Origin of the sequence: Pseudomonas sp., from assembly GCF_040514055.1 — a bacterium.
Taxonomy (GTDB): domain Bacteria; phylum Pseudomonadota; class Gammaproteobacteria; order Pseudomonadales; family Pseudomonadaceae; genus Aquipseudomonas.
The window spans coordinates 311,363-329,845 of record NZ_JBEVDL010000064.1; the positions used below are offsets into that span (position 1 = coordinate 311,363).

The 18,483-nt window shown below is 60.4% G+C and carries 18 protein-coding genes; 15 read left to right on the forward strand and 3 right to left on the reverse strand.

Annotated elements, in window-relative coordinates; genetic code table 11:
- The 3 genes from recF to dnaA are packed head-to-tail and all read right to left on the reverse strand — an operon-like array spanning position 1 to position 3,732.
- Entirely contained in the window at positions 1-1,104 is a 1,104-nt protein-coding gene (recF, locus tag ABWY06_RS16190) for a DNA replication/repair protein RecF (RefSeq protein WP_353926584.1), read from the reverse strand.
- Between the two features lie 6 nt (positions 1,105-1,110).
- Entirely contained in the window at positions 1,111-2,214 is a 1,104-nt protein-coding gene (dnaN, locus tag ABWY06_RS16195) for a DNA polymerase III subunit beta (RefSeq protein ID WP_353926585.1), read from the reverse strand.
- Between the two features lie 30 nt (positions 2,215-2,244).
- Complete coding sequence (dnaA, locus tag ABWY06_RS16200; protein WP_353926586.1) at positions 2,245-3,732, reverse strand: chromosomal replication initiator protein DnaA; 1,488 nt, start codon at positions 3,730-3,732, stop codon at positions 2,245-2,247.
- Positions 3,733-4,280: 548 nt separating this feature from the next.
- Here dnaA and rpmH point away from each other — a divergent pair.
- The 15 genes from rpmH to ABWY06_RS16275 form a co-directional block, all read left to right on the forward strand.
- On the forward strand, positions 4,281-4,415 hold the full coding sequence (gene rpmH, locus ABWY06_RS16205; RefSeq protein ID WP_002551315.1) for a 50S ribosomal protein L34: 135 nt from the start codon (positions 4,281-4,283) through the stop codon (positions 4,413-4,415).
- Between the two features lie 13 nt (positions 4,416-4,428).
- On the forward strand, positions 4,429-4,830 hold the full coding sequence (gene rnpA, locus ABWY06_RS16210; protein ID WP_353926587.1) for a ribonuclease P protein component: 402 nt from the start codon (positions 4,429-4,431) through the stop codon (positions 4,828-4,830).
- On the forward strand, positions 4,823-5,062 hold the full coding sequence (gene yidD / locus ABWY06_RS16215) for a membrane protein insertion efficiency factor YidD (protein ID WP_353926588.1): 240 nt from the start codon (positions 4,823-4,825) through the stop codon (positions 5,060-5,062). The genes rnpA and yidD overlap by 8 nt, the downstream gene beginning before the upstream one ends.
- A gap of 2 nt (positions 5,063-5,064) precedes the next feature.
- On the forward strand, positions 5,065-6,816 hold the full coding sequence (gene yidC, locus ABWY06_RS16220; protein ID WP_353926589.1) for a membrane protein insertase YidC: 1,752 nt from the start codon (positions 5,065-5,067) through the stop codon (positions 6,814-6,816).
- A gap of 218 nt (positions 6,817-7,034) precedes the next feature.
- A complete protein-coding gene (gene mnmE, locus ABWY06_RS16225; RefSeq protein WP_353926590.1) occupies positions 7,035-8,402 on the forward strand; it encodes a tRNA uridine-5-carboxymethylaminomethyl(34) synthesis GTPase MnmE in 1,368 nt (455 codons plus the stop codon).
- Between the two features lie 2,178 nt (positions 8,403-10,580).
- On the forward strand, positions 10,581-12,476 hold the full coding sequence (mnmG, locus tag ABWY06_RS16230) for a tRNA uridine-5-carboxymethylaminomethyl(34) synthesis enzyme MnmG (protein WP_353926591.1): 1,896 nt from the start codon (positions 10,581-10,583) through the stop codon (positions 12,474-12,476).
- Complete coding sequence (gene rsmG / locus ABWY06_RS16235) at positions 12,473-13,120, forward strand: 16S rRNA (guanine(527)-N(7))-methyltransferase RsmG (protein WP_353926592.1); 648 nt, start codon at positions 12,473-12,475, stop codon at positions 13,118-13,120. The genes mnmG and rsmG overlap by 4 nt, the downstream gene beginning before the upstream one ends.
- An 18-nt stretch (positions 13,121-13,138) precedes the next feature.
- The gene (locus tag ABWY06_RS16240; protein ID WP_353926593.1) at positions 13,139-13,927 is read left to right on the forward strand and encodes a ParA family protein; all 789 of its coding nucleotides are present in this window, start codon (positions 13,139-13,141) and stop codon (positions 13,925-13,927) included.
- Between the two features lie 8 nt (positions 13,928-13,935).
- A complete protein-coding gene (locus ABWY06_RS16245; protein ID WP_353926594.1) occupies positions 13,936-14,808 on the forward strand; it encodes a ParB/RepB/Spo0J family partition protein in 873 nt (290 codons plus the stop codon).
- Positions 14,809-14,957: 149 nt separating this feature from the next.
- Positions 14,958-15,365 carry a F0F1 ATP synthase subunit I gene (locus ABWY06_RS16250; RefSeq protein WP_353926595.1) on the forward strand — a complete coding sequence of 136 codons (408 nt, stop codon included), beginning with the start codon at positions 14,958-14,960 and terminating at the stop codon, positions 15,363-15,365.
- 16 nt (positions 15,366-15,381) lie between these two features.
- A complete protein-coding gene (atpB, locus tag ABWY06_RS16255) occupies positions 15,382-16,251 on the forward strand; it encodes a F0F1 ATP synthase subunit A (RefSeq protein WP_353926596.1) in 870 nt (289 codons plus the stop codon).
- A gap of 135 nt (positions 16,252-16,386) precedes the next feature.
- The gene (gene atpE, locus ABWY06_RS16260) at positions 16,387-16,644 is read left to right on the forward strand and encodes a F0F1 ATP synthase subunit C (RefSeq protein ID WP_002555987.1); all 258 of its coding nucleotides are present in this window, start codon (positions 16,387-16,389) and stop codon (positions 16,642-16,644) included.
- A 57-nt stretch (positions 16,645-16,701) separates the two neighbouring features.
- Positions 16,702-17,172 carry a F0F1 ATP synthase subunit B gene (locus tag ABWY06_RS16265; RefSeq protein WP_353926597.1) on the forward strand — a complete coding sequence of 157 codons (471 nt, stop codon included), beginning with the start codon at positions 16,702-16,704 and terminating at the stop codon, positions 17,170-17,172.
- Positions 17,173-17,186: 14 nt separating this feature from the next.
- The gene (locus ABWY06_RS16270) at positions 17,187-17,723 is read left to right on the forward strand and encodes a F0F1 ATP synthase subunit delta (protein WP_353926598.1); all 537 of its coding nucleotides are present in this window, start codon (positions 17,187-17,189) and stop codon (positions 17,721-17,723) included.
- A gap of 21 nt (positions 17,724-17,744) precedes the next feature.
- A partial coding sequence (locus tag ABWY06_RS16275; protein WP_502948213.1) for a F0F1 ATP synthase subunit alpha occupies positions 17,745-18,483 on the forward strand: 739 nt, incomplete at its 3' end.

An 18,483-nucleotide genomic window follows, 5' to 3' on the forward strand; every position in this document is an offset into this window, starting at 1 on the left:
TTACTCCCGATGGTCGTGGGTCTGGGTGATACGGCCATGTTCCACGTGGAACATGGCGACCGGCGTATCCGTGCGCCAGACGTCCTTCAGTACTTCAAGGTCTACGCAGGTGATAAACACCTGGCAGTTCAATTCTTCCAGCAAGCGACAGAGCGCGCGCCGGTGCTGATCATCCAGTTCGGAGGGCAAGTCATCCACCAGGTAGATGCATTGTCCACGTCGCCCTTGGCTGACCAAGTGTCCCTGGGCGATGCGAAGCGCGCAAACCACCAGCTTCTGCTGGCCACGGGAAAGTACTTCCGCGGCGTTATGGCCGTTTGACCGCAAACGCAAATCGGCCCGTTGGGGACCTGCTTGGGTATGGCCCAGTTGCTGATCACGGGACAGGGCGCTAGCGAGCACTTCACCCAACTCACGCTCCTTGTCCCAGCCCCGGTAGTAACTCAGGGACAAGCCCTCGAGTGCCACCAGCTCTTTCAATGTGCGTTCGAACACCGGCTTGAGCGCCTGGATATAGGCGCGTCGATACTGGTCGATTTCATCGCTGGCCAGGCACAGCTCGCGGTCCCAGGCCGCTTGTGACGCGGGGTCCAGTGTACCATGACGCAGCCATGAGTTTCGTTGCCGCAGGGCCTTCTGCAGGCGCTGCCAGGCGGGCATAAAGCGAGGTTCCACGTGGAACACTCCCCAGTCGAGGAACTGCCGGCGAATCTTCGGCGCGCCCTCGAGCAGGCGGAAGCTGTCCGGGTTGATCAGCTGCAACGGCAGGGTCTCGGCCAGCTGCGCCGCACTGCGCGCGTTCTGCCCATCGATGCGGATCTGCAACTCGCCCTGACGATCGCGGGAAATACCCAGGCTGCTATGTCGCCCGTCGCCAAGCTCCACCTGTCCAAACACCGTGCAGGTCGGTTGCTCGTATTGAATGACGGGATTGAGCCGCAGGCTGCGGAAGGACCGGGCCAGGCCCAGCAGGTGCACGGCTTCCAGCCAGCTGGTCTTGCCGCTGCCGTTATCGCCGGAAAGGAGGTTGATACGCGGGGAGGGGTGGAGCGTCACCGGATGCAGGTTGCGCACCGCGGTGACCGTGACACGACTGAGGGACATGGACGCTTAGAGGCGCATCGGCATGACGACGTAGGCCGAATCGTCGTTGTCGGATTCCTGCACCAGAGCGCTGCTGTTGGCGTCCGACAGAATCAGGCGAACCTGCTCGGTGGTCATCACGCCCAGTACGTCGAGCAGGTAGCTGACGTTGAAGCCGATCTCCAGGCTGCCGCCGTTGTAATCCACCGCGATCTCTTCCTCGGCTTCTTCCTGCTCGGGGTTGTTGGCCTGGATTTTCAACTGGCCGGCGACCAGCTGCAAACGAATGCCCCGGTACTTTTCGTTGGACAGGATGGCCGTGCGGCTAAAGGCTTCGCGCAGCGCCTGACGATCGCCCAGTACCAGCTTGTCGCCGCCCTTGGGCAGGACGCGTTCGTAGTCGGGGAACTTGCCATCCACCAGCTTGGAAGTGAAGGTGAACTCGCCGGTGGTGGCGCGGATATGGTGCTGGCCCAGAACGATGCTGACCGTACCGTCCTGCTCGGTGAGCAACCGGGCCAGCTCGAGGATACCCTTGCGCGGCACTATGACCTGATGCTTTTCAGCCTGTTCGATCGCCGCCTGCATGGAGCACATGGCCAGGCGATGGCCGTCGGTCGCCACCGCGCGCAACAGGCCCGTCTGCACTTCCAGCAGCATGCCGTTGAGGTAATAACGGACGTCCTGCTGGGCCATGGCGAAACTGGTGCGTTCGATCAGACGGCGCAGTTTGCCCTGCAGCAGTTCGAAGGTGAACGAACCTGGACCTTCCTCGACGGTGGGGAAGTCATTGGCCGGCAGGGTCGACAGGGTAAAGCGGCTGCGACCGGCCTTGACCACCAGTTTCTGCTCGTCGACCCGAATGTCGATCAGCGCATCGTTCGCCAGGCTTTTGCAGATATCCATCAGCTTGCGCGCAGGTACCGTGATCTCGCCCGGTTCAGCGGGTTCGTCCAGGGTCACGCGCCCCACCAGTTCGACCTCGAGATCGGTACCGGTCAATGACAGCTGCTGCCCTTGAACCACCAGCAGGACGTTGGACAACACGGGCAAGGTCTGGCGTCGCTCGACGACGCCGGCGACCAGTTGCAGAGGTTTCAACAGGGCTTCGCGTTGAATGGTGAAATGCATGGTCTCGTCCCTTGCCTATGGAGCTGCGGTTTAGGTAGTCAGCGTACGCAGCAGGTTCTTGTAGTCCTCGCGGATGTCCGCATCGGATTCCTTCAATTCAGCAATCTTACGACAGGCGTGCAATACCGTGGTGTGATCGCGGCCGCCGAAGGCGTCGCCGATTTCCGGCAGGCTGTGGTTCGTCAGTTCCTTGGACAGGGCCATGGCCACTTGCCGCGGTCGGGCCACTGAACGGGAACGTCGTTTGGACAGCAGGTCGGAGATCTTGATCTTGTAGTAGTCGGCCACCGTGCGCTGGATATTGTCGACGCTGACCAGTTTATCCTGCAGCGCCAGCAGATCCTTGAGTGACTCGCGAATCAGCTCGATGGTGATGTCGCGTCCCATAAAGTGCGAATGGGCGATCACCCGCTTCAACGCGCCTTCCAGTTCGCGGACATTGGAGCGAATGCGTTGGGCGATAAAAAACGCCGCATCGTGGGGCAACTCGATCTTGGCCTGGTCGGCCTTTTTCATCAGGATCGCCACCCGTGTTTCCAGCTCCGGCGGCTCGACCGCCACGGTCAGGCCCCAGCCGAAGCGCGACTTCAGGCGCTCCTCCAGGCCTTCGATCTCCTTGGGATAACGGTCGCTGGTGAGGATCACCTGCTGGCCGCCTTCAAGCAGGGCGTTGAAGGTGTGGAAAAACTCCTCCTGAGAGCGTTCCTTCTTGGCGAAAAATTGAATGTCGTCGATCAGCAACGCATCGACCGAACGGTAAAACCGCTTGAATTCGTTGATGGCGTTCAGCTGCAGAGCCTTGACCATGTCCGCGACGAAGCGCTCCGAATGCAGGTAGACCACCTTGGCATTGGGGTTCTTCTTTAATAGATGGTTGCCCACCGCATGCATCAAATGCGTCTTACCCAAACCAACGCCGCCGTACAGGAACAGGGGGTTGTACCCGTGCTTGGGATTGTCCGCGACCTGCCAGGCGGCGGCACGGGCCAGCTGGTTGGACTTGCCCTCGACGAAATTCTCGAAGGTAAAGGTGCGGTTCAGGTAGCTGGTGTGCTTCAACGCGCCTTCGACCTGGACCGAGCGTTCGGTGCGCACCGTCTGCGGCTGCGAGTGGGAAGCGGCCATGGGGTCGAAGCTCGAACGCGAGGGTTCATTGCTCGGCTGCGGTGTCTCGTTGCGCGGCGGGGCCGCGATGACGGCAGACGAGGTCTGCAACGCTGCGCTGGACGGCCCGGGAGCCGGGTTATTCAGCGGGGCACGGGGCGCTGTGCTGCGTTTGCTGCCAATCAGCAAGGACAGCGCTGGCGCCTGGCCTTCACTGCGTTCGTCCAGCAGTTCGAGCAAACGCCCCAGGTACTTGTCGTTGACCCAGTCGAGGACAAAGCGGTTGGGTGCATAGATACGCAGCTCGGCGCTGTCGCCTTCGACCTGTAAAGGGCGGATCCAGGTGTTGAATAGCTGAGCCGGCAGCTCGTCACGCAGAAGATCCACGCACTGCTGCCAAAGTTCCACGGACACGGACATCCCCTAAATCGCAATACGGCGAGGCAAAAAACAGCCGCCATTGTACCCAGCGGCCTGGGAGTTATCCACATGAAGCGTGGCCTTCGCACCGGTAATTCAGTTACTTAGGCACTTTTGCCGGACACGCCGGGGTATGGAACAAGCCCTGTGGATAACTGCGCCTCAGGGCTGCGCATAACCCCTGCCGACAAACGGTGGATAACCCTGCTGTGGATAAAAGACCGTTCTGTCCCCAGCTTATGCGCTGTCCTCCCACAGCCGCCGCACGGCCTATGGACACCCTTGCCGATCGCTGTAGACCACTAACCACGTGGGCTGCAGCACCTTATCCACAGAAAATCGCTCCTATAAGAGTTATAAACATCACTAAAAAGATTTAAATATCTTCTTAATTTATTTTCTTATGCCCCTTCGATAAGAAAAGGGCCGACAAGGAAAATGCTGGTTGGAAATTGACCTGACACGCGGCTTTCTCTAGAATCGCCGGTCTCTTAAAACCGGGGGCCATTCCGGCCCGTAGTCGACCCTCCAGGTATCGCACCATGAAACGCACGTTCCAACCCAGCACCATCAAACGCGCTCGCACCCACGGCTTCCGTGCCCGCATGGCCACCAAGAACGGCCGCGCCGTCCTGTCGCGTCGTCGCGCCAAGGGCCGTAAGCGTCTGGCAGTCTGATTCGGCACAGGCGGTGAATCGAGGCTTCGGTCGGGAAAAGCGTCTGCTCACACCCCGGCAATTTTCTGCGGTCTTCGATTCGCCTTCCGGCAAGGTGCCGGGCAAGAACGTCCTGCTGCTGGCGCGCAACAACGACCTCGAGCACTCCCGCCTGGGTTTGGTCATAGGTAAAAAGAGCGTCAAGCTCTCGGTTGAGCGCAACCGCATCAAACGGGTGGTACGCGAAACGTTTAGGCTTAACCAGGATGACCTGGTCGGCTGGGACATCGTGATAGTCGCCCGTAAGGGGCTAGGCGATCTGGACAACCCCGAACTGATTCAACAGTTCGGCAAACTCTGGAAGCGCCTGGCTCGCAGCCGGCCTGGTCCGCAAGTCGCCGCCGGAATTGGGGTGACCGACAATCCCCATGCGTAAACTGGCGATCGTTCCGATCCGGTTTTACCGCTATGCCATCAGTCCCTTGATGGCCAGTCATTGTCGTTTTTACCCCAGCTGCTCCTGTTACGCTCAGGAGGCCATCGAACAACATGGCCTGCTGACGGGCGGCTGGCTGGCCTTGCGCCGGCTCGGTCGTTGTCACCCGTGGAATCCCGGTGGTTACGACCCGGTTCCACCCATATCCCGTTCCTCTTCGATGGCCGAATAATCATGGATATCCAACGCTCGATCCTGATCGTCGCCCTGGCAGTCGTGTCCTACATGATGGTTCTCCAGTGGAACCAGGACTATGGCCAAGCCGCCCTGCCGACTCAGAGTGTCGCTGCCAGCAGCGCCACCCCGGCGTTGCCGGATACGCCGACCTTGTCGACCGCGACCAACGATGATGTGCCCAATCTCGAGGGTGCCGAGACGGCCAGCCCCAGCGCGCCGGTCGCCAGTGCGGCTGCGAGCAGCAATGCACCGATCCGGGTCAAAACCGACGTATTGGAAGTGGCCATCGATCCGCAGGGCGGCGATATCGTCGAGTTGATGCTGCCGCAGTACCCGCGTCGTCAGGACCGTCCTGACGTGCCCTTCCAGCTGTTCGAAAAAAGCGGCGAGCGTACCTACCTGGCGCAAAGCGGCCTGACCGGCAAAAATGCCCCGGATACCGGAGACAAGCGTGCGCTGTGGAGCAGTCCGAAACAGGCCTATCAGCTGGGCGAAGGCCAGGACAAACTGGTAGTCGACCTGACGCTGACCCAGGACGGGATCCATTACATCAAGCGTTTCAGCTTCAAGCGTGGCTTGAACCCGCAGTGTTCGGGCAAGGAACAGCAGCAGCGCAAAACCGGCTGCATCAATGCCGACGGTTACCAGGTGGAAGTGACCTACCTGATCGACAACCAGAGCCCGACGGCCTGGACCGGCGGCATGTTCGCTCAGCTCAAGCGTGATGCCAGCAGCGACCCGTCTTCCAGTACCGCCACCGGCACCGCCACCTACCTGGGCGCGGCCATGTGGACTCAGGAAGAGCCGTACAAGAAAGTATCGATGAAAGACATCGACAAACAACCGCTCACGGAAAAGGTGCAGGGGGGGTGGGTCGCCTGGTTGCAGCACTACTTCGTGACCGCCTGGATTCCCTCGGCGAACGATGCCAACACCGTGCAGACCCGCAAGGACAGCAAGGGTAACTACATCATCGGTTTTACCGGCCCGGCGCTGAACGTAGCACCGGGTGAGCAGGGCCAGACCAGCGCTACCCTGTATGCCGGCCCGAAAAGCCAGGAGCACCTGAAAACCCTGTCGCCAGGTCTGGAACTGACCATCGACTACGGCATTCTGTGGTTTATCGCCCAACCGATCTTCTGGTTGTTGGGGCATATCCATGAGCTGCTGGGCAACTGGGGCTGGTCGATCATCGTACTGACCATCATCATCAAACTGGCCTTTTTCCCGCTGTCGGCAGCCAGCTACAAGTCCATGGCCCGCATGCGCGCCGTGGCACCCAAGCTGGCGGCACTGAAGGAACAGCATGGCGACGATCGCCAGAAAATGTCCCAGGCGATGATGGAGTTGTACAAGAAAGAGAAGATCAACCCGCTGGGTGGCTGCCTGCCGATCCTGGTGCAGATGCCAGTGTTCCTGGCGCTGTACTGGGTGTTGCTGGAAAGCGTGGAAATGCGCCAGACCCCCTGGATGTTCTGGATCACCGACCTGTCGATCAAGGATCCGTTCTTTATCCTGCCGATCATCATGGGCGCGACCATGTTTATCCAGCAGCAGCTGAACCCGACGCCGCCGGACCCGATGCAGGCCAAGGTGATGAAGCTGATGCCAATCATCTTCACCTTCTTCTTCCTCTGGTTCCCGGCTGGCCTGGTGCTGTACTGGGTGGTCAACAACTGCCTGTCCATCGCCCAGCAGTGGTACATTACCCGCAAGATCGAAGCGGCTGCCAAGAAGGTGCCTGCCTAAGCAGGGCACTTGGCAACCTGACCGGTAATCACATTACGCCCCCTCGTGGGGCGTTTTGTTGAGTGGATTTTAACGGCCAGCTAGAGGCAACCCAAGGTTATCCACAGGCGGCGAGCGCCGCACTCGAGCTGCCACTGACCGGCTAATTTGGGTGGCAGGGCCTTGGCGCTGACCCAGCGAGTAGCGTGCTACGGGCCTATTTTTTTGACGAGCGAGCCATGTCCAACGTTCAAGACACCATCGCCGCCGTTGCCACCGCCCAAGGCCGTGGCGGGGTCGGCATAGTGCGGGTCTCGGGCCCGCTGGCGAGCAGCATCGCCCTGGCCGTCAGTGGACGCCACCTCACGCCACGCTATGCCCACTATGGCCCCTTCAGCGATGCCCACGGCCAGGTACTCGATCAGGGCCTGGCCCTGTATTTTCCGGGACCTCACTCCTTTACCGGCGAAGATGTGCTGGAACTGCAGGGGCATGGCGGCCCCGTGGTGCTCGACCTGCTGCTCAAAGCCTGCCTCGCGTTTGGCGCACGCCTGGCCCGTCCGGGTGAATTCAGCGAGCGGGCCTTTCTCAACGACAAATTGGACCTGGCCCAGGCCGAAGCCATCGCCGACCTGATCGAAGCCAGTTCCGAGCAGGCGGCGCGCAACGCCTTGCGCTCGCTGCAGGGCGAGTTCTCCCGGCGTGTCCACGGCCTGACCGAACGCCTGATCAGCCTGCGCATTTACGTCGAGGCGGCCATCGACTTCCCCGAGGAGGAGATCGACTTTCTCGCCGATGGCCATGTCCTTGGGCTGCTCGATAGCGTGCGTGCCGACCTGGCCGGCGTGCAGCGCGAAGCGGGGCAAGGTGCGTTGCTGCGCGAAGGCATGACCGTGGTCATCGCCGGACGACCGAATGCCGGCAAGTCCAGCCTGCTTAATGCCTTGGCCGGGCGCGAAGCGGCGATCGTCACCGATGTCGCCGGCACCACCCGGGATGTACTGCGCGAGCATATTCATCTCGACGGCATGCCGCTGCATGTGGTCGACACCGCCGGACTGCGCGACACCCAGGACCAGGTGGAACGCATCGGCGTGGCCCGCGCGCTGGAGGCCATCGCCCAGGCCGACCGCATCCTGCTGGTGGTGGATGCCACCGCGCCAGAGGCCGAAGATCCCTTTGCCCTGTGGCCGGAGTTCCTCGACCAGCGCCCCGACCCGGCCAAGGTCACGCTGATTCGCAACAAGGTCGACCTGAGCGGCGAAGCGGTGGGCCTGGACAGTTGCGCCGATGGTCACGTTACCCTGGCGTTGTCGGCTAAATCCAGCGCGGGCCTGGAGCTGCTGCGCGACCACCTAAAAGCCTGCATGGGCTACGAACAGACCGCCGAAAGCGGTTTTAGCGCCCGTCGCCGCCACCTGGAAGCCCTGCGCCAGGCTGGTGCATTTCTCGAGCATGGCCATGCCCAGCTGACCCTGGCCGGCGCCGGCGAGTTGCTGGCCGAGGATTTGCGCCTGGCACAACAGGCCCTGGGTGAAATCACCGGCGCCTTTAGCTCCGACGACCTGCTCGGGCGAATTTTCTCCAGCTTCTGCATCGGCAAGTAACAGCTGCAACACGCTGTGTGTCGCGCTTACTTATCCACAGGCGCCAGTGTTGGCGCCTTGCGGGTAGCCCTTGTTGTGGGTGGCCGCTTCCTTGAGCTTCGGTGGTGTCCGCCTACGCGGGTATAACGGGGCTGGAGGGTGCCCTGAACGTTATGGCGACGGCCGTGCTGGAGTCCGGCGTAGAAGCGGGCATGGGCCCCTGGTTATGGACGATCGACTCTGGTCAATCCTGCACAGCGCTATTTTGTCATTGCCGAATGGCCAGCCTCTTGTGGATAACTCAACGACACTGCTTTACCCCAAATTGTTGAAGTAACCCTGCTGATTGCACCTTAGGCAGCTGGGACTCTATCTCGATGCCTCCAGACGGGGTTATTCACAACACCATGGATATGCAGCCGCTATTATCCCCATTAATGCTTAATGAGCCTGTGGATAAACTGTACACGCCTTGTTCCAGCCCAGCGATGCCGCGGCCTTCCTGACTTAGATCGTTTTTTGTACAGCGCACTGGCCCATGCCCGAAATGCTTACGACCGAATACCCAGGGACCAAGGTAAGGGTTATGCATAAGCGCCCTCAAAATCGTCTGTCCATAACCTCCTGCCCGTCTTCGATCTGTGGATAAGTTGTACAACCAGTTACCCAGGCCCCGTATCACGGGGCCTCGACGGCATCCGTTTATTTGCGGAACTGATGCGAGGCCGTCAGTACTGGCTGTGGACAAGTGGTGCGCACCTGCAAAAGCTTGCAGGTTTACGAGGTGCTTCAGTGCAGCACCCCGGCATTACACCGATCCACGGTGCCACCCGGCTGAAAACTAACGCTCAGAGCTGCCACTCGCCCCGCCCGAGAAATGCCTGCGGTTCCCAGAACCTTGGCCCCTCTGTGGAACAGCTGTTTTTTAGGTTATTCACAGCAGGGCACATACTCATCCAATTATCCCCGTATAACGTGGATGGGGTTGTGGATAAGCTGTTTGGCGCTTTATGCAGCCCAGCCATGACGGGCCTTGGTGGACCTTGCTGGTTTTCTAACCAGCCGAGCCGCAGCCGATAGGACAGGGCTTCTGCTGTAGAGGGCCGCGGCAGGTCGACCGACAGAGCCCCTGATTATTCACTGTATCGAACGAGCCATGCCGTCTTATCCCCGTTTAGTCTGGACAGGCCTGTGGATAAACTGTTAAGCCCTTTCCCCACCCCAGCAACGACGGGGGCTGGCGCTTATCGATCATTTTTTAGGCTATGCCTTTAAAAGTTCCGACTTAGGCCATGCAGCGGTGCTGCAGGAGAAAATCCAAGCTAGGCCCTGCTGCACCATGGCGAAATCTGCTGCTGCCCCCTTCGGTTATCCACATAGGAGGACCGGGTTATCCCCGATTGCCGTGGATGGTGCTGTGGATAAGCTGTTTGGCCCTGGCTCCAGAGCAGGTAGCACTAGGGTTCGGGAACAGCGATCAGAATATGTACAGCCCGCATTGCCCAGGTTTAGAGCACCTCAGCGAGCCTAGCCGTGAGTGATATCTCGGTTATCACCTCTGAGCTCCCGGACAGGTGCCCAATGCTGGTGTGGATAAGGGCTTCGCCCTCTTCGCAAAGCCATCTCAGGCTTATGCACAGTCAAGGCCGCCAATTCCTGCCCACCCGGTGGACAAAACCAGGCCCATCCGATGCTGTCGTGCACTCCAACGTTTACTGGAATCCCCCGGCACCCACCATCCCATCTAGTCCCAAGGACTTTCCCGCTCGTTCAAGGAGAAAGGTGCACGTCTAAGCCCTGTGGAAAAGTGGGTCTAAGCCCGGTCGATAAGCGGGGGGTAAAGCTGAGGATAATGCCCTCTGTGGATAACCTACGCTTTCATCCACAGGCTTAAGTCGCTTATCCAGACCCCTCTGGCGTACCTGGGCACAGCCTTATACAGCTCTGTACAGACCATACTGTCTGGGCTGCAGCCATCTATCCACAGAAAACCGGCTTATAAGTAATAAACATAAAAACAAAGCTTTATAAAAATTCATTCATATATCTCTTATTAACCGACGCTCAAACGCTGGAACGGCCATTGGCTATTTTTTGTTCAAAAGGCTTCTTTCACCTCAGCGAAGTGCCTATACTTGCCGGCTTTCCGCTTTTCCTGAAAAAAGCCTCCCCCAATTCTCAACAGGCACGAGGTGCGTGGTGGATTTCCCTTCCCGTTTTGATGTGATCGTGATCGGTGGTGGCCATGCCGGCACTGAAGCTGCGCTCGCTGCCGCACGCATGGGTGTCAAAACCCTGCTGCTGACCCATAACGTGGAAACCCTGGGGCAGATGAGCTGCAACCCGGCGATCGGCGGCATCGGCAAAAGCCACCTGGTCAAGGAAATCGACGCCCTCGGCGGAGTAATGGCTCACGCCACTGATCTGGGTGGTATCCAGTTTCGGGTGCTCAACAGCCGCAAGGGCCCGGCGGTACGGGCCACGCGTGCTCAGGCTGACCGCATCCTGTACAAGGCAGCGGTCCGCGAAGTGCTGGAGAACCAGGAAAACCTGTGGATCTTCCAGCAGGCCTGCGACGACCTGATCGTCGAACAGGATCGCGTGAAAGGCGTGGTCACCCAGATGGGCCTGCGGATCTTCGCCGAGTCGGTGGTGCTGACCACCGGTACCTTCCTCGGCGGACTTATCCACATCGGCATGCAGAACTATTCCGGCGGCCGCGCCGGGGATCCACCGTCCATCGCACTCGCTCAGCGTTTGCGGGAGCAGCCGCTGCGGGTCGGTCGCCTGAAGACCGGCACGCCGCCGCGCATCGACGGCCGTTCGGTGGACTATTCGGTGATGACCGAACAGCCGGGTGACACGCCGATTCCGGTGATGTCTTTTCTCGGCAACCAGGCGCAGCATCCGCGCCAGGTCAGTTGCTGGATCACCCACACCAATGCGCGCACCCACGAGATCATCGCCGCCAACCTCAACCGCTCACCCATGTATTCCGGGGTGATCGAAGGTATCGGCCCACGTTACTGCCCCTCGATCGAAGACAAGATCCACCGCTTCGCCGACAAGGACAGCCACCAGGTGTTTATCGAGCCCGAAGGCTTGACCACCCACGAGCTGTATCCGAACGGCATATCCACCTCGTTGCCCTTCGATGTGCAGCTGGAGCTGGTGCGTTCGATCCGTGGCATGGAAAACGCCCATATCGTGCGACCGGGCTACGCCATCGAATACGACTATTTCGACCCGCGCGACCTGAAATACAGCCTGGAAACCAAGGTCATCGCAGGCCTGTTCTTCGCCGGACAGATCAACGGCACCACCGGTTACGAAGAGGCCGGTGCCCAAGGCTTGCTGGCCGGGGCCAATGCCGCCCTGCGTGCCCAGGGCAAGGACAGCTGGTGCCCGCGGCGGGACGAGGCGTACATCGGGGTGCTGGTCGATGACCTGATCACCCTGGGTACCCAGGAGCCTTACCGGATGTTCACCTCGCGGGCCGAATACCGGCTGATCCTGCGCGAAGACAACGCCGACTTGCGCCTGACCGAAAAAGGCCGCGAGCTGGGCCTGGTCGACGATGCCCGCTGGGCGGCGTTCTGCGCCAAGCGCGAGGCCATCGCGCTGGAAGAACAGCGGCTGAAAAGCACCTGGGTACAACCGGGCACGGCCCAGGGGGCGGCGATCGCCGAACGGTTCGGCACCCCGCTGACCCACGAGTACAACCTGCTCAACCTGCTGACCCGCCCGGAGATCGACTATGCCGGGCTGATCGCGATCACCGGTGCCGGTTCGGACGATCCGCAGGTGGCCGAGCAGGTCGAGATCAAGACCAAGTACGCCGGCTACATCGACCGCCAGCAGGATGAAATTGCCCGTCTGCGTGCCAGTGAAGATACCGGCTTGCCCGAGGACATCGACTACAGCGGCATTTCCGGGCTGTCCAAGGAAATCCAGGCCAAGCTCGGCCAGAGCCGGCCGCAGACCCTGGGCCAGGCCTCGCGTATCCCCGGCGTCACCCCGGCCGCTATTTCCTTGCTGCTGATTCACCTGAAAAAACGTGGCGCGGGTCGCCAGCTGGAGCAGAACGCCGGATGAGTCAGGTTACTAGCTCCCATGCCGAAGAACTGTCCCAAGGTGCCCAAACGCTGGGCGTCGTGCTGAACGAGGCCCAGCACAGCCTGCTGCTGGCCTATCTGGCGCTGCTGGTCAAATGGAACAAGGCCTACAACCTCACCGCGGTGCGCGATCCGGACGAGATGGTGTCGCGGCACTTGCTCGACAGCCTCAGTGTGGCGCCCTTCGTCGCGGCAGGCGGTAGTCGCTGGCTGGATGTCGGCAGCGGCGGCGGTATGCCCGGTGTGCCCTTGGCCATCCTGTTTCCCGAGCGGCAGTTCACCCTGCTGGACAGTAACGGCAAGAAAACCCGCTTCCTGACCCAGGTCAAACTCGAACTGAAACTGGCCAACCTGGACGTTATCCACAGCCGGGTCGAGCAACTGCAGCCGCCGCAGCCGTTCGACGGCATCGTCTCGCGGGCCTTCAGCGCCCTGGAAGACTTCAGCAACTGGACCCGTCACCTCGGCGACGGGCAGACCCAATGGCTGGCCATGAAGGGCGTGCACCCGGACGACGAACTGCAGGCATTGCCGGCGGATTTTCGTCTGCAGGCCACCGAGGTGCTCAAGGTTCCCGGTTGCCAAGGCCAACGGCATTTGCTGATACTGCGGCGCACTCTATGAGCAGGGAAACGCATCGCCATGGCTAAGGTATTCGCGATCGCCAACCAGAAAGGCGGCGTGGGCAAGACCACCACCTGCATCAATTTGGCGGCCTCGCTGGTGGCGACCAAACGCCGGGTGCTGTTGATCGACCTGGATCCCCAAGGCAACGCGACCATGGGCAGCGGCATCGACAAGCATGCCCTGGAACATTCGATCTACGACGTGCTGATCGGCGAATGCGACCTGGTGCAAGCCATGCAGTTTTCCGAGCACGGGGGCTACCAGCTGCTGCCGGCCAACCGCGACCTGACCGCCGCCGAAGTCAGCCTGCTGGACATGGACTTCAAGGAAAACCGCCTGCGCCAGGCCTTGGCGCCGATTCGCGAGAACTACGACTACATCCTGATCGACTGCCCGCCGGCCCTGAGCATGCTCACGGTTAACGCGCTGGTCGCCTCGGACGGGGTGATCATCCCCATGCAGTGCGAGTACTACGCGCTGGAAGGCCTGTCCGACCTGGTCAACACCGTGCAGCGCATCGGCAAGTTGCTCAATCCGACCTTGAAGATCGAGGGCCTGCTGCGCACGATGTACGACCCGCGCATCAGCCTGACCAACGATGTGTCCGCCCAACTGCAGGCGCATTTCGGCGAACAGCTGTACCACACGGTGATCCCGCGTAACGTGCGCCTGGCCGAAGCGCCGAGTTTCGGCATGCCGGCGCTGGTCTACGACAAACAATCGCGCGGCGCCATCGCCTACCTGGCGCTGGCCGGCGAACTGGTTCGCCGCCAGCGCAGCAGTGCGCCAACCGCAACCGCATAAGGATTTCCATGGCTGTCAAAAAACGAGGGCTGGGACGCGGCTTGGATGCCCTGTTGGGGGGCACCAGTGTCACCGCGTTGCAGGAAGAGGCGCTGCAGGTCGATACCCGCGAGTTGCAGTACGTGCCCCTGGACCTGATCCAGCGCGGCAAGTACCAGCCGCGCCGCGACATGGACGCCACCGCGCTCGAGGAACTGGCGCAGTCGATTCGCGCCCAGGGCGTGATGCAGCCGATCGTGATCCGCCCCATCGGCGGCGGGCGCTTCGAGATCGTTGCCGGCGAACGCCGTTGGCGGGCCAGCCAGCAGGCGGGGTTGGACAAGATTCCGGCCATGGTCCGCGACGTGCCGGACGAGGCGGCCATCGCCATGGCGCTGATCGAGAACATCCAGCGCGAAGACCTCAACCCGATCGAGGAAGCGGTGGCCCTGCAGCGCTTGCAGCAGGAATTCCAGCTGACCCAGCAGCAAGTGGCCGAGGCGGTGGGTAAATCGCGGGTCACCATCACCAACCTGCTGCGCCTGATCGCCCTGCCCGAAGAGATCAAGATCCTGCTGTCCCATGGCGACCTGGAGATGGGGCATGCCCGGGCGCTGCTCGGCCTGCCGGCCGAACAACAGACTGAAGGGGCGCGACATGTTGTCGCACGCGGGCTGACCGTGCGCCAAACCGAGGCACTGGTACGCCAGTGGTTGAGTACCCAGACCAAGCCGGTAACCGAGGTTAAAGTGGACCCGGATATCGCCCGCCTGGAGCAGCGCCTGGCTGAGCGCCTGGGCTCTGCGGTGCAGATCAAGCATGGACAGAAGGGCAAGGGCCAATTGGTGATCCGCTACAACTCGCTGGACGAGTTGCAAGGGGTACTGGCCCACATCCGCTGAAACAATTGGGCGTGTAGCGGGTCGCCAGAAATCACTACCTGGCAGTTGAACCGGGGGGGATGCGCCCCTATACTCTGCGCGCATTTTGTCGGCACAAACTATGCCAATTCAGTGATTTAAGGCAGCCGACGGCGCAGGGGGAAAGGAAGATGGAGGTGCGTACGCCAAACCGCCTGTCTTTCCGCCGCTGGCCGGTGTTTCCGGTCTTGCTGGCCCAGGGCGTCGTGTTGTTAATCGCCTCTGTCGTTTTGTGGCAGCTATTGGGCACGGTGTCCGGTTATTCTGGTTTGTGCGGTGGGCTGATCGCCTGGTTACCCAACCTGTATTTTGCGTACAAGGCGTTTCGCTTCAGTGGGGCGCGGGCCGCCCAGGCCATAGTCCGGTCGTTTTACGCCGGCGAGGCGGGCAAATTAATTCTGACGGCAGTGCTTTTTGCACTAACGTTTGCAGGCGTGAAGCCATTGGAGGCGCTGGCGGTATTCGGTGTCTTCGTGTTGACCCAATTGGTCAACTGGTTCGCTCCCCTGCTGATTAAAACAAGACTTTCGAGACCTTAGGGCGTTTGAGGCAACCATGGCAGCAGAAACCGCTTCGGGCTATATCCAGCACCACCTGCAGAACCTGACTTTCGGGCGACTGGCCAACGGCGAGTGGGGCTTTGCCCACACCGCGCTGGAAGCCAAGGAAATGGGCTTCTGGGCCTTCCACGTCGACACCCTGGGCTGGTCCGTACTCCTGGGCGTGCTCTTCGTCCTGGTATTCCGCATGGCGGCGAAAAAAGCCACCTCCGGCCAACCCGGTGCCCTGCAGAACTTCGTCGAAGTCATGGTCGAGTTCGTCGACGGCAGCGTGAAAGACACCTTCCACGGCCGTAACCCGCTGATCGCCCCGCTGGCGCTGACGATTTTCGTCTGGATCTTCCTGATGAACGCCATCGACCTGATCCCGGTCGACTGGATCCCGCATGCCGCGATGTGGGCCACCGGCAACGAGCACATTTTCTTCCGCGCCGTACCGACCACCGATCCGAATGCGACCCTGGGCATGGCCCTGTCGGTGTTCGCGCTGATCATTTTCTACAGCATCAAGGTCAAGGGCATCGGCGGCTTCCTCGGCGAACTGACCCTGCACCCGTTCGGCAGCAAGAACATCGCCGTGCAGATCCTGCTGATCCCGATCAACTTCCTGCTGGAATTCGTGACCCTGGTGGCCAAGCCGATTTCCCTGGCGCTGCGGTTGTTCGGCAACATGTATGCGGGCGAGCTGGTGTTTATCCTGATCGCCGTGATGTTCGGCAGCGGTCTGCTCTGGCTCAGCAGCCTGGGCGTGGTGCTGCAGTGGGCGTGGGCGGTGTTCCACATCCTGATCATCACCCTGCAGGCCTTTATCTTCATGATGTTGACCATCGTTTATCTGTCGATGGCCCACGAAGATAACCATTAAGAACGCCCTGCCGCGGCCTGTACGGCGCGGCTGGGAAGACTCGATGGGGCCCGCGAGGGCAGATTCAATCGATTTTCGCTTTACCGCTTCACCTTTAAAACCTTAACCAATACGACGTAAAAGTCGGGAGGAAAGATGGAAACTGTAGTTGGTCTGACCGCGATCGCCGTTGCACTGCTGATTGGCCTGGGTGCCCTGGGTACCGCCATTGGTTTCGGCCTGCTGGGCGGCAAGTTCCTGGAAGGCGCGGCGCGTCAACCGGAAATGGTTCCGATGCTGCAAGTGAAGATGTTCATCGTGGCGGGTCTGCTCGACGCCGTGACCATGATCGGTGTTGGTATCGCTTTGTTCTTCACCTTCGCGAACCCCTTCGTTGGTCAGCTCGCTGGCTAATCACTCGAATTTTCGAGTTGATTGGTGTGATGGACAACGAACGAGCGAGGTGTTGGCGTGAACATTAATGCAACCCTGATTGGCCAGTCCGTTGCCTTCTTCATCTTTGTGCTTTTCTGCATGAAGTTCGTGTGGCCTCCGGTCATCACGGCTTTGCGGGATCGTCAAAAGAAGATTGCAGAGGGTCTGGACGCTGCCAGTCGTGCGGCGCGTGATCTGGAGTTGGCCCACGAGAAAGTGGGTCAGCAACTGCGCGAAGCCAAGACTCAGGCCGCTGAAATCATCGAGCAAGCCAAGAAGCGCGCTACCCAGATCGTCGACGAAGCTCGCGATCAGGCACGTGTCGAAGGCGAGCGCCTGAAGACTCAGGCTCAGGCCGAGATCGAACAGGAACTGAACAGCGTCAAAGACGCCTTGCGTGCCCAAGTGGGTAGCCTGGCCGTCAGCGGTGCCGCGAAGATTCTGGGCGCTTCCATCGACCAAAATGCGCATGCGGAGCTGGTTGCGAAACTGGCAGCCGAAATTTAAGCGAGGGCGCGATCATGGCAGAACTGACCACGCTGGCCCGACCTTACGCCAAGGCAGCCTTTGAGTACGCTCAGGCCCACCAGCAACTGGCCAATTGGTCAGCCATGCTCGGCCTGGCTGCGGCGGTGTCGCAAGACGACACCCTGCAGCGCATGCTCAAAGCTCCGCGTCTGACGAGTACAGATAAAGCCAACACGTTTATCGACGTGTGTGGTGACAAGTTCGATGCCCAGGTACGAAATTTCATCCACGTAGTGGCCGAAAACAGCCGTTTGGTGCTGTTGCCGGAAATCGCCGAATTGTTCGAGCTGTACAAGGCCGAACAGGAAAAATCCGTCGATGTGGATGTCACCAGTGCTTTTGCATTGAGCGATGAACAGCAAGACAAACTCGCCAAGGTTCTCAGTGCACGGCTCGGCCGGGAAGTGCGCCTGCACGCTGCGGAGGATGCCACCTTGATTGGTGGCGTCGTGATCCGCGCCGGCGACCTGGTTATCGATGGCTCAGTTCGCGGCAAACTCGCGCAACTAGCCGAAGCATTGAAATCTTGAGTTTGAAGGGGCAGCAGAGCAATGCAGCAACTCAATCCTTCCGAAATAAGTGAAATCATCAAGGGCCGCATCGAGAACCTCGATGTAGCCTCCCAAGCCCGAAACGAAGGCACAGTCGTCAGCGTGTCTGACGGTATCGTGCGGATTCACGGTCTCGCCGACGCTATGTACGGCGAAATGATCGAGTTCCCGGGCGGCGTTTACGGTATGGCACTGAACCTGGAGCAAGACTCCGTGGGTGCTGTCGTACTGGGCGCTTACACCTCTCTGGCTGAAGGCATGAGTGCCAAGTGCACCGGCCGCATCCTCGAAGTTCCGGTTGGTAAGGAACTCCTGGGTCGCGTAGTCGACGCACTGGGCAACCCTGTCGACGGCAAAGGTCCGCTGAACAACACCGAGACCGATGCGGTCGAGAAAGTTGCTCCAGGCGTGATCTGGCGTAAGTCGGTAGACCAGCCTGTACAGACTGGCTACAAGGCTGTCGATGCCATGATCCCTGTCGGCCGTGGCCAGCGTGAGCTGATCATCGGTGACCGTCAGATCGGTAAAACCGCTCTGGCCATCGACGCGATCATCAACCAGAAAAACAGCGGCATTTTCTGCGTCTACGTAGCGATCGGTCAGAAGCAATCGACCATCGCCAACGTGGTTCGCAAGCTGGAAGAAAACGGCGCCCTGGCCAACACGATCATCGTGGCTGCCAGTGCTTCGGAATCTCCTGCGCTGCAATTCCTGGCACCGTACTCCGGTTGCACCATGG

What these genes read in the sequence shown, in the direction of transcription:
- atpB (WP_353926596.1), top strand. Translation starts at nt 15,382, where the DNA reads ATGGCAGCAGAAACCGCTTCGGGCTATATCCAGCACCACCTGCAGAAC.
- ABWY06_RS16245 (WP_353926594.1), top strand. Translation starts at nt 13,936, where the DNA reads ATGGCTGTCAAAAAACGAGGGCTGGGACGCGGCTTGGATGCCCTGTTG.
- rsmG (WP_353926592.1), top strand. Translation starts at nt 12,473, where the DNA reads ATGAGTCAGGTTACTAGCTCCCATGCCGAAGAACTGTCCCAAGGTGCC.
- atpE (WP_002555987.1), top strand. Translation starts at nt 16,387, where the DNA reads ATGGAAACTGTAGTTGGTCTGACCGCGATCGCCGTTGCACTGCTGATT.
- yidD (WP_353926588.1), top strand. Translation starts at nt 4,823, where the DNA reads ATGCGTAAACTGGCGATCGTTCCGATCCGGTTTTACCGCTATGCCATC.
- ABWY06_RS16240 (WP_353926593.1), top strand. Translation starts at nt 13,139, where the DNA reads ATGGCTAAGGTATTCGCGATCGCCAACCAGAAAGGCGGCGTGGGCAAG.
- rpmH (WP_002551315.1), top strand. Translation starts at nt 4,281, where the DNA reads ATGAAACGCACGTTCCAACCCAGCACCATCAAACGCGCTCGCACCCAC.
- mnmE (WP_353926590.1), top strand. Translation starts at nt 7,035, where the DNA reads ATGTCCAACGTTCAAGACACCATCGCCGCCGTTGCCACCGCCCAAGGC.
- ABWY06_RS16270 (WP_353926598.1), top strand. Translation starts at nt 17,187, where the DNA reads ATGGCAGAACTGACCACGCTGGCCCGACCTTACGCCAAGGCAGCCTTT.
- dnaN (WP_353926585.1), bottom strand. Translation starts at nt 2,214, where the DNA reads ATGCATTTCACCATTCAACGCGAAGCCCTGTTGAAACCTCTGCAACTG.
- ABWY06_RS16250 (WP_353926595.1), top strand. Translation starts at nt 14,958, where the DNA reads ATGGAGGTGCGTACGCCAAACCGCCTGTCTTTCCGCCGCTGGCCGGTG.
- yidC (WP_353926589.1), top strand. Translation starts at nt 5,065, where the DNA reads ATGGATATCCAACGCTCGATCCTGATCGTCGCCCTGGCAGTCGTGTCC.
- recF (WP_353926584.1), bottom strand. Translation starts at nt 1,104, where the DNA reads ATGTCCCTCAGTCGTGTCACGGTCACCGCGGTGCGCAACCTGCATCCG.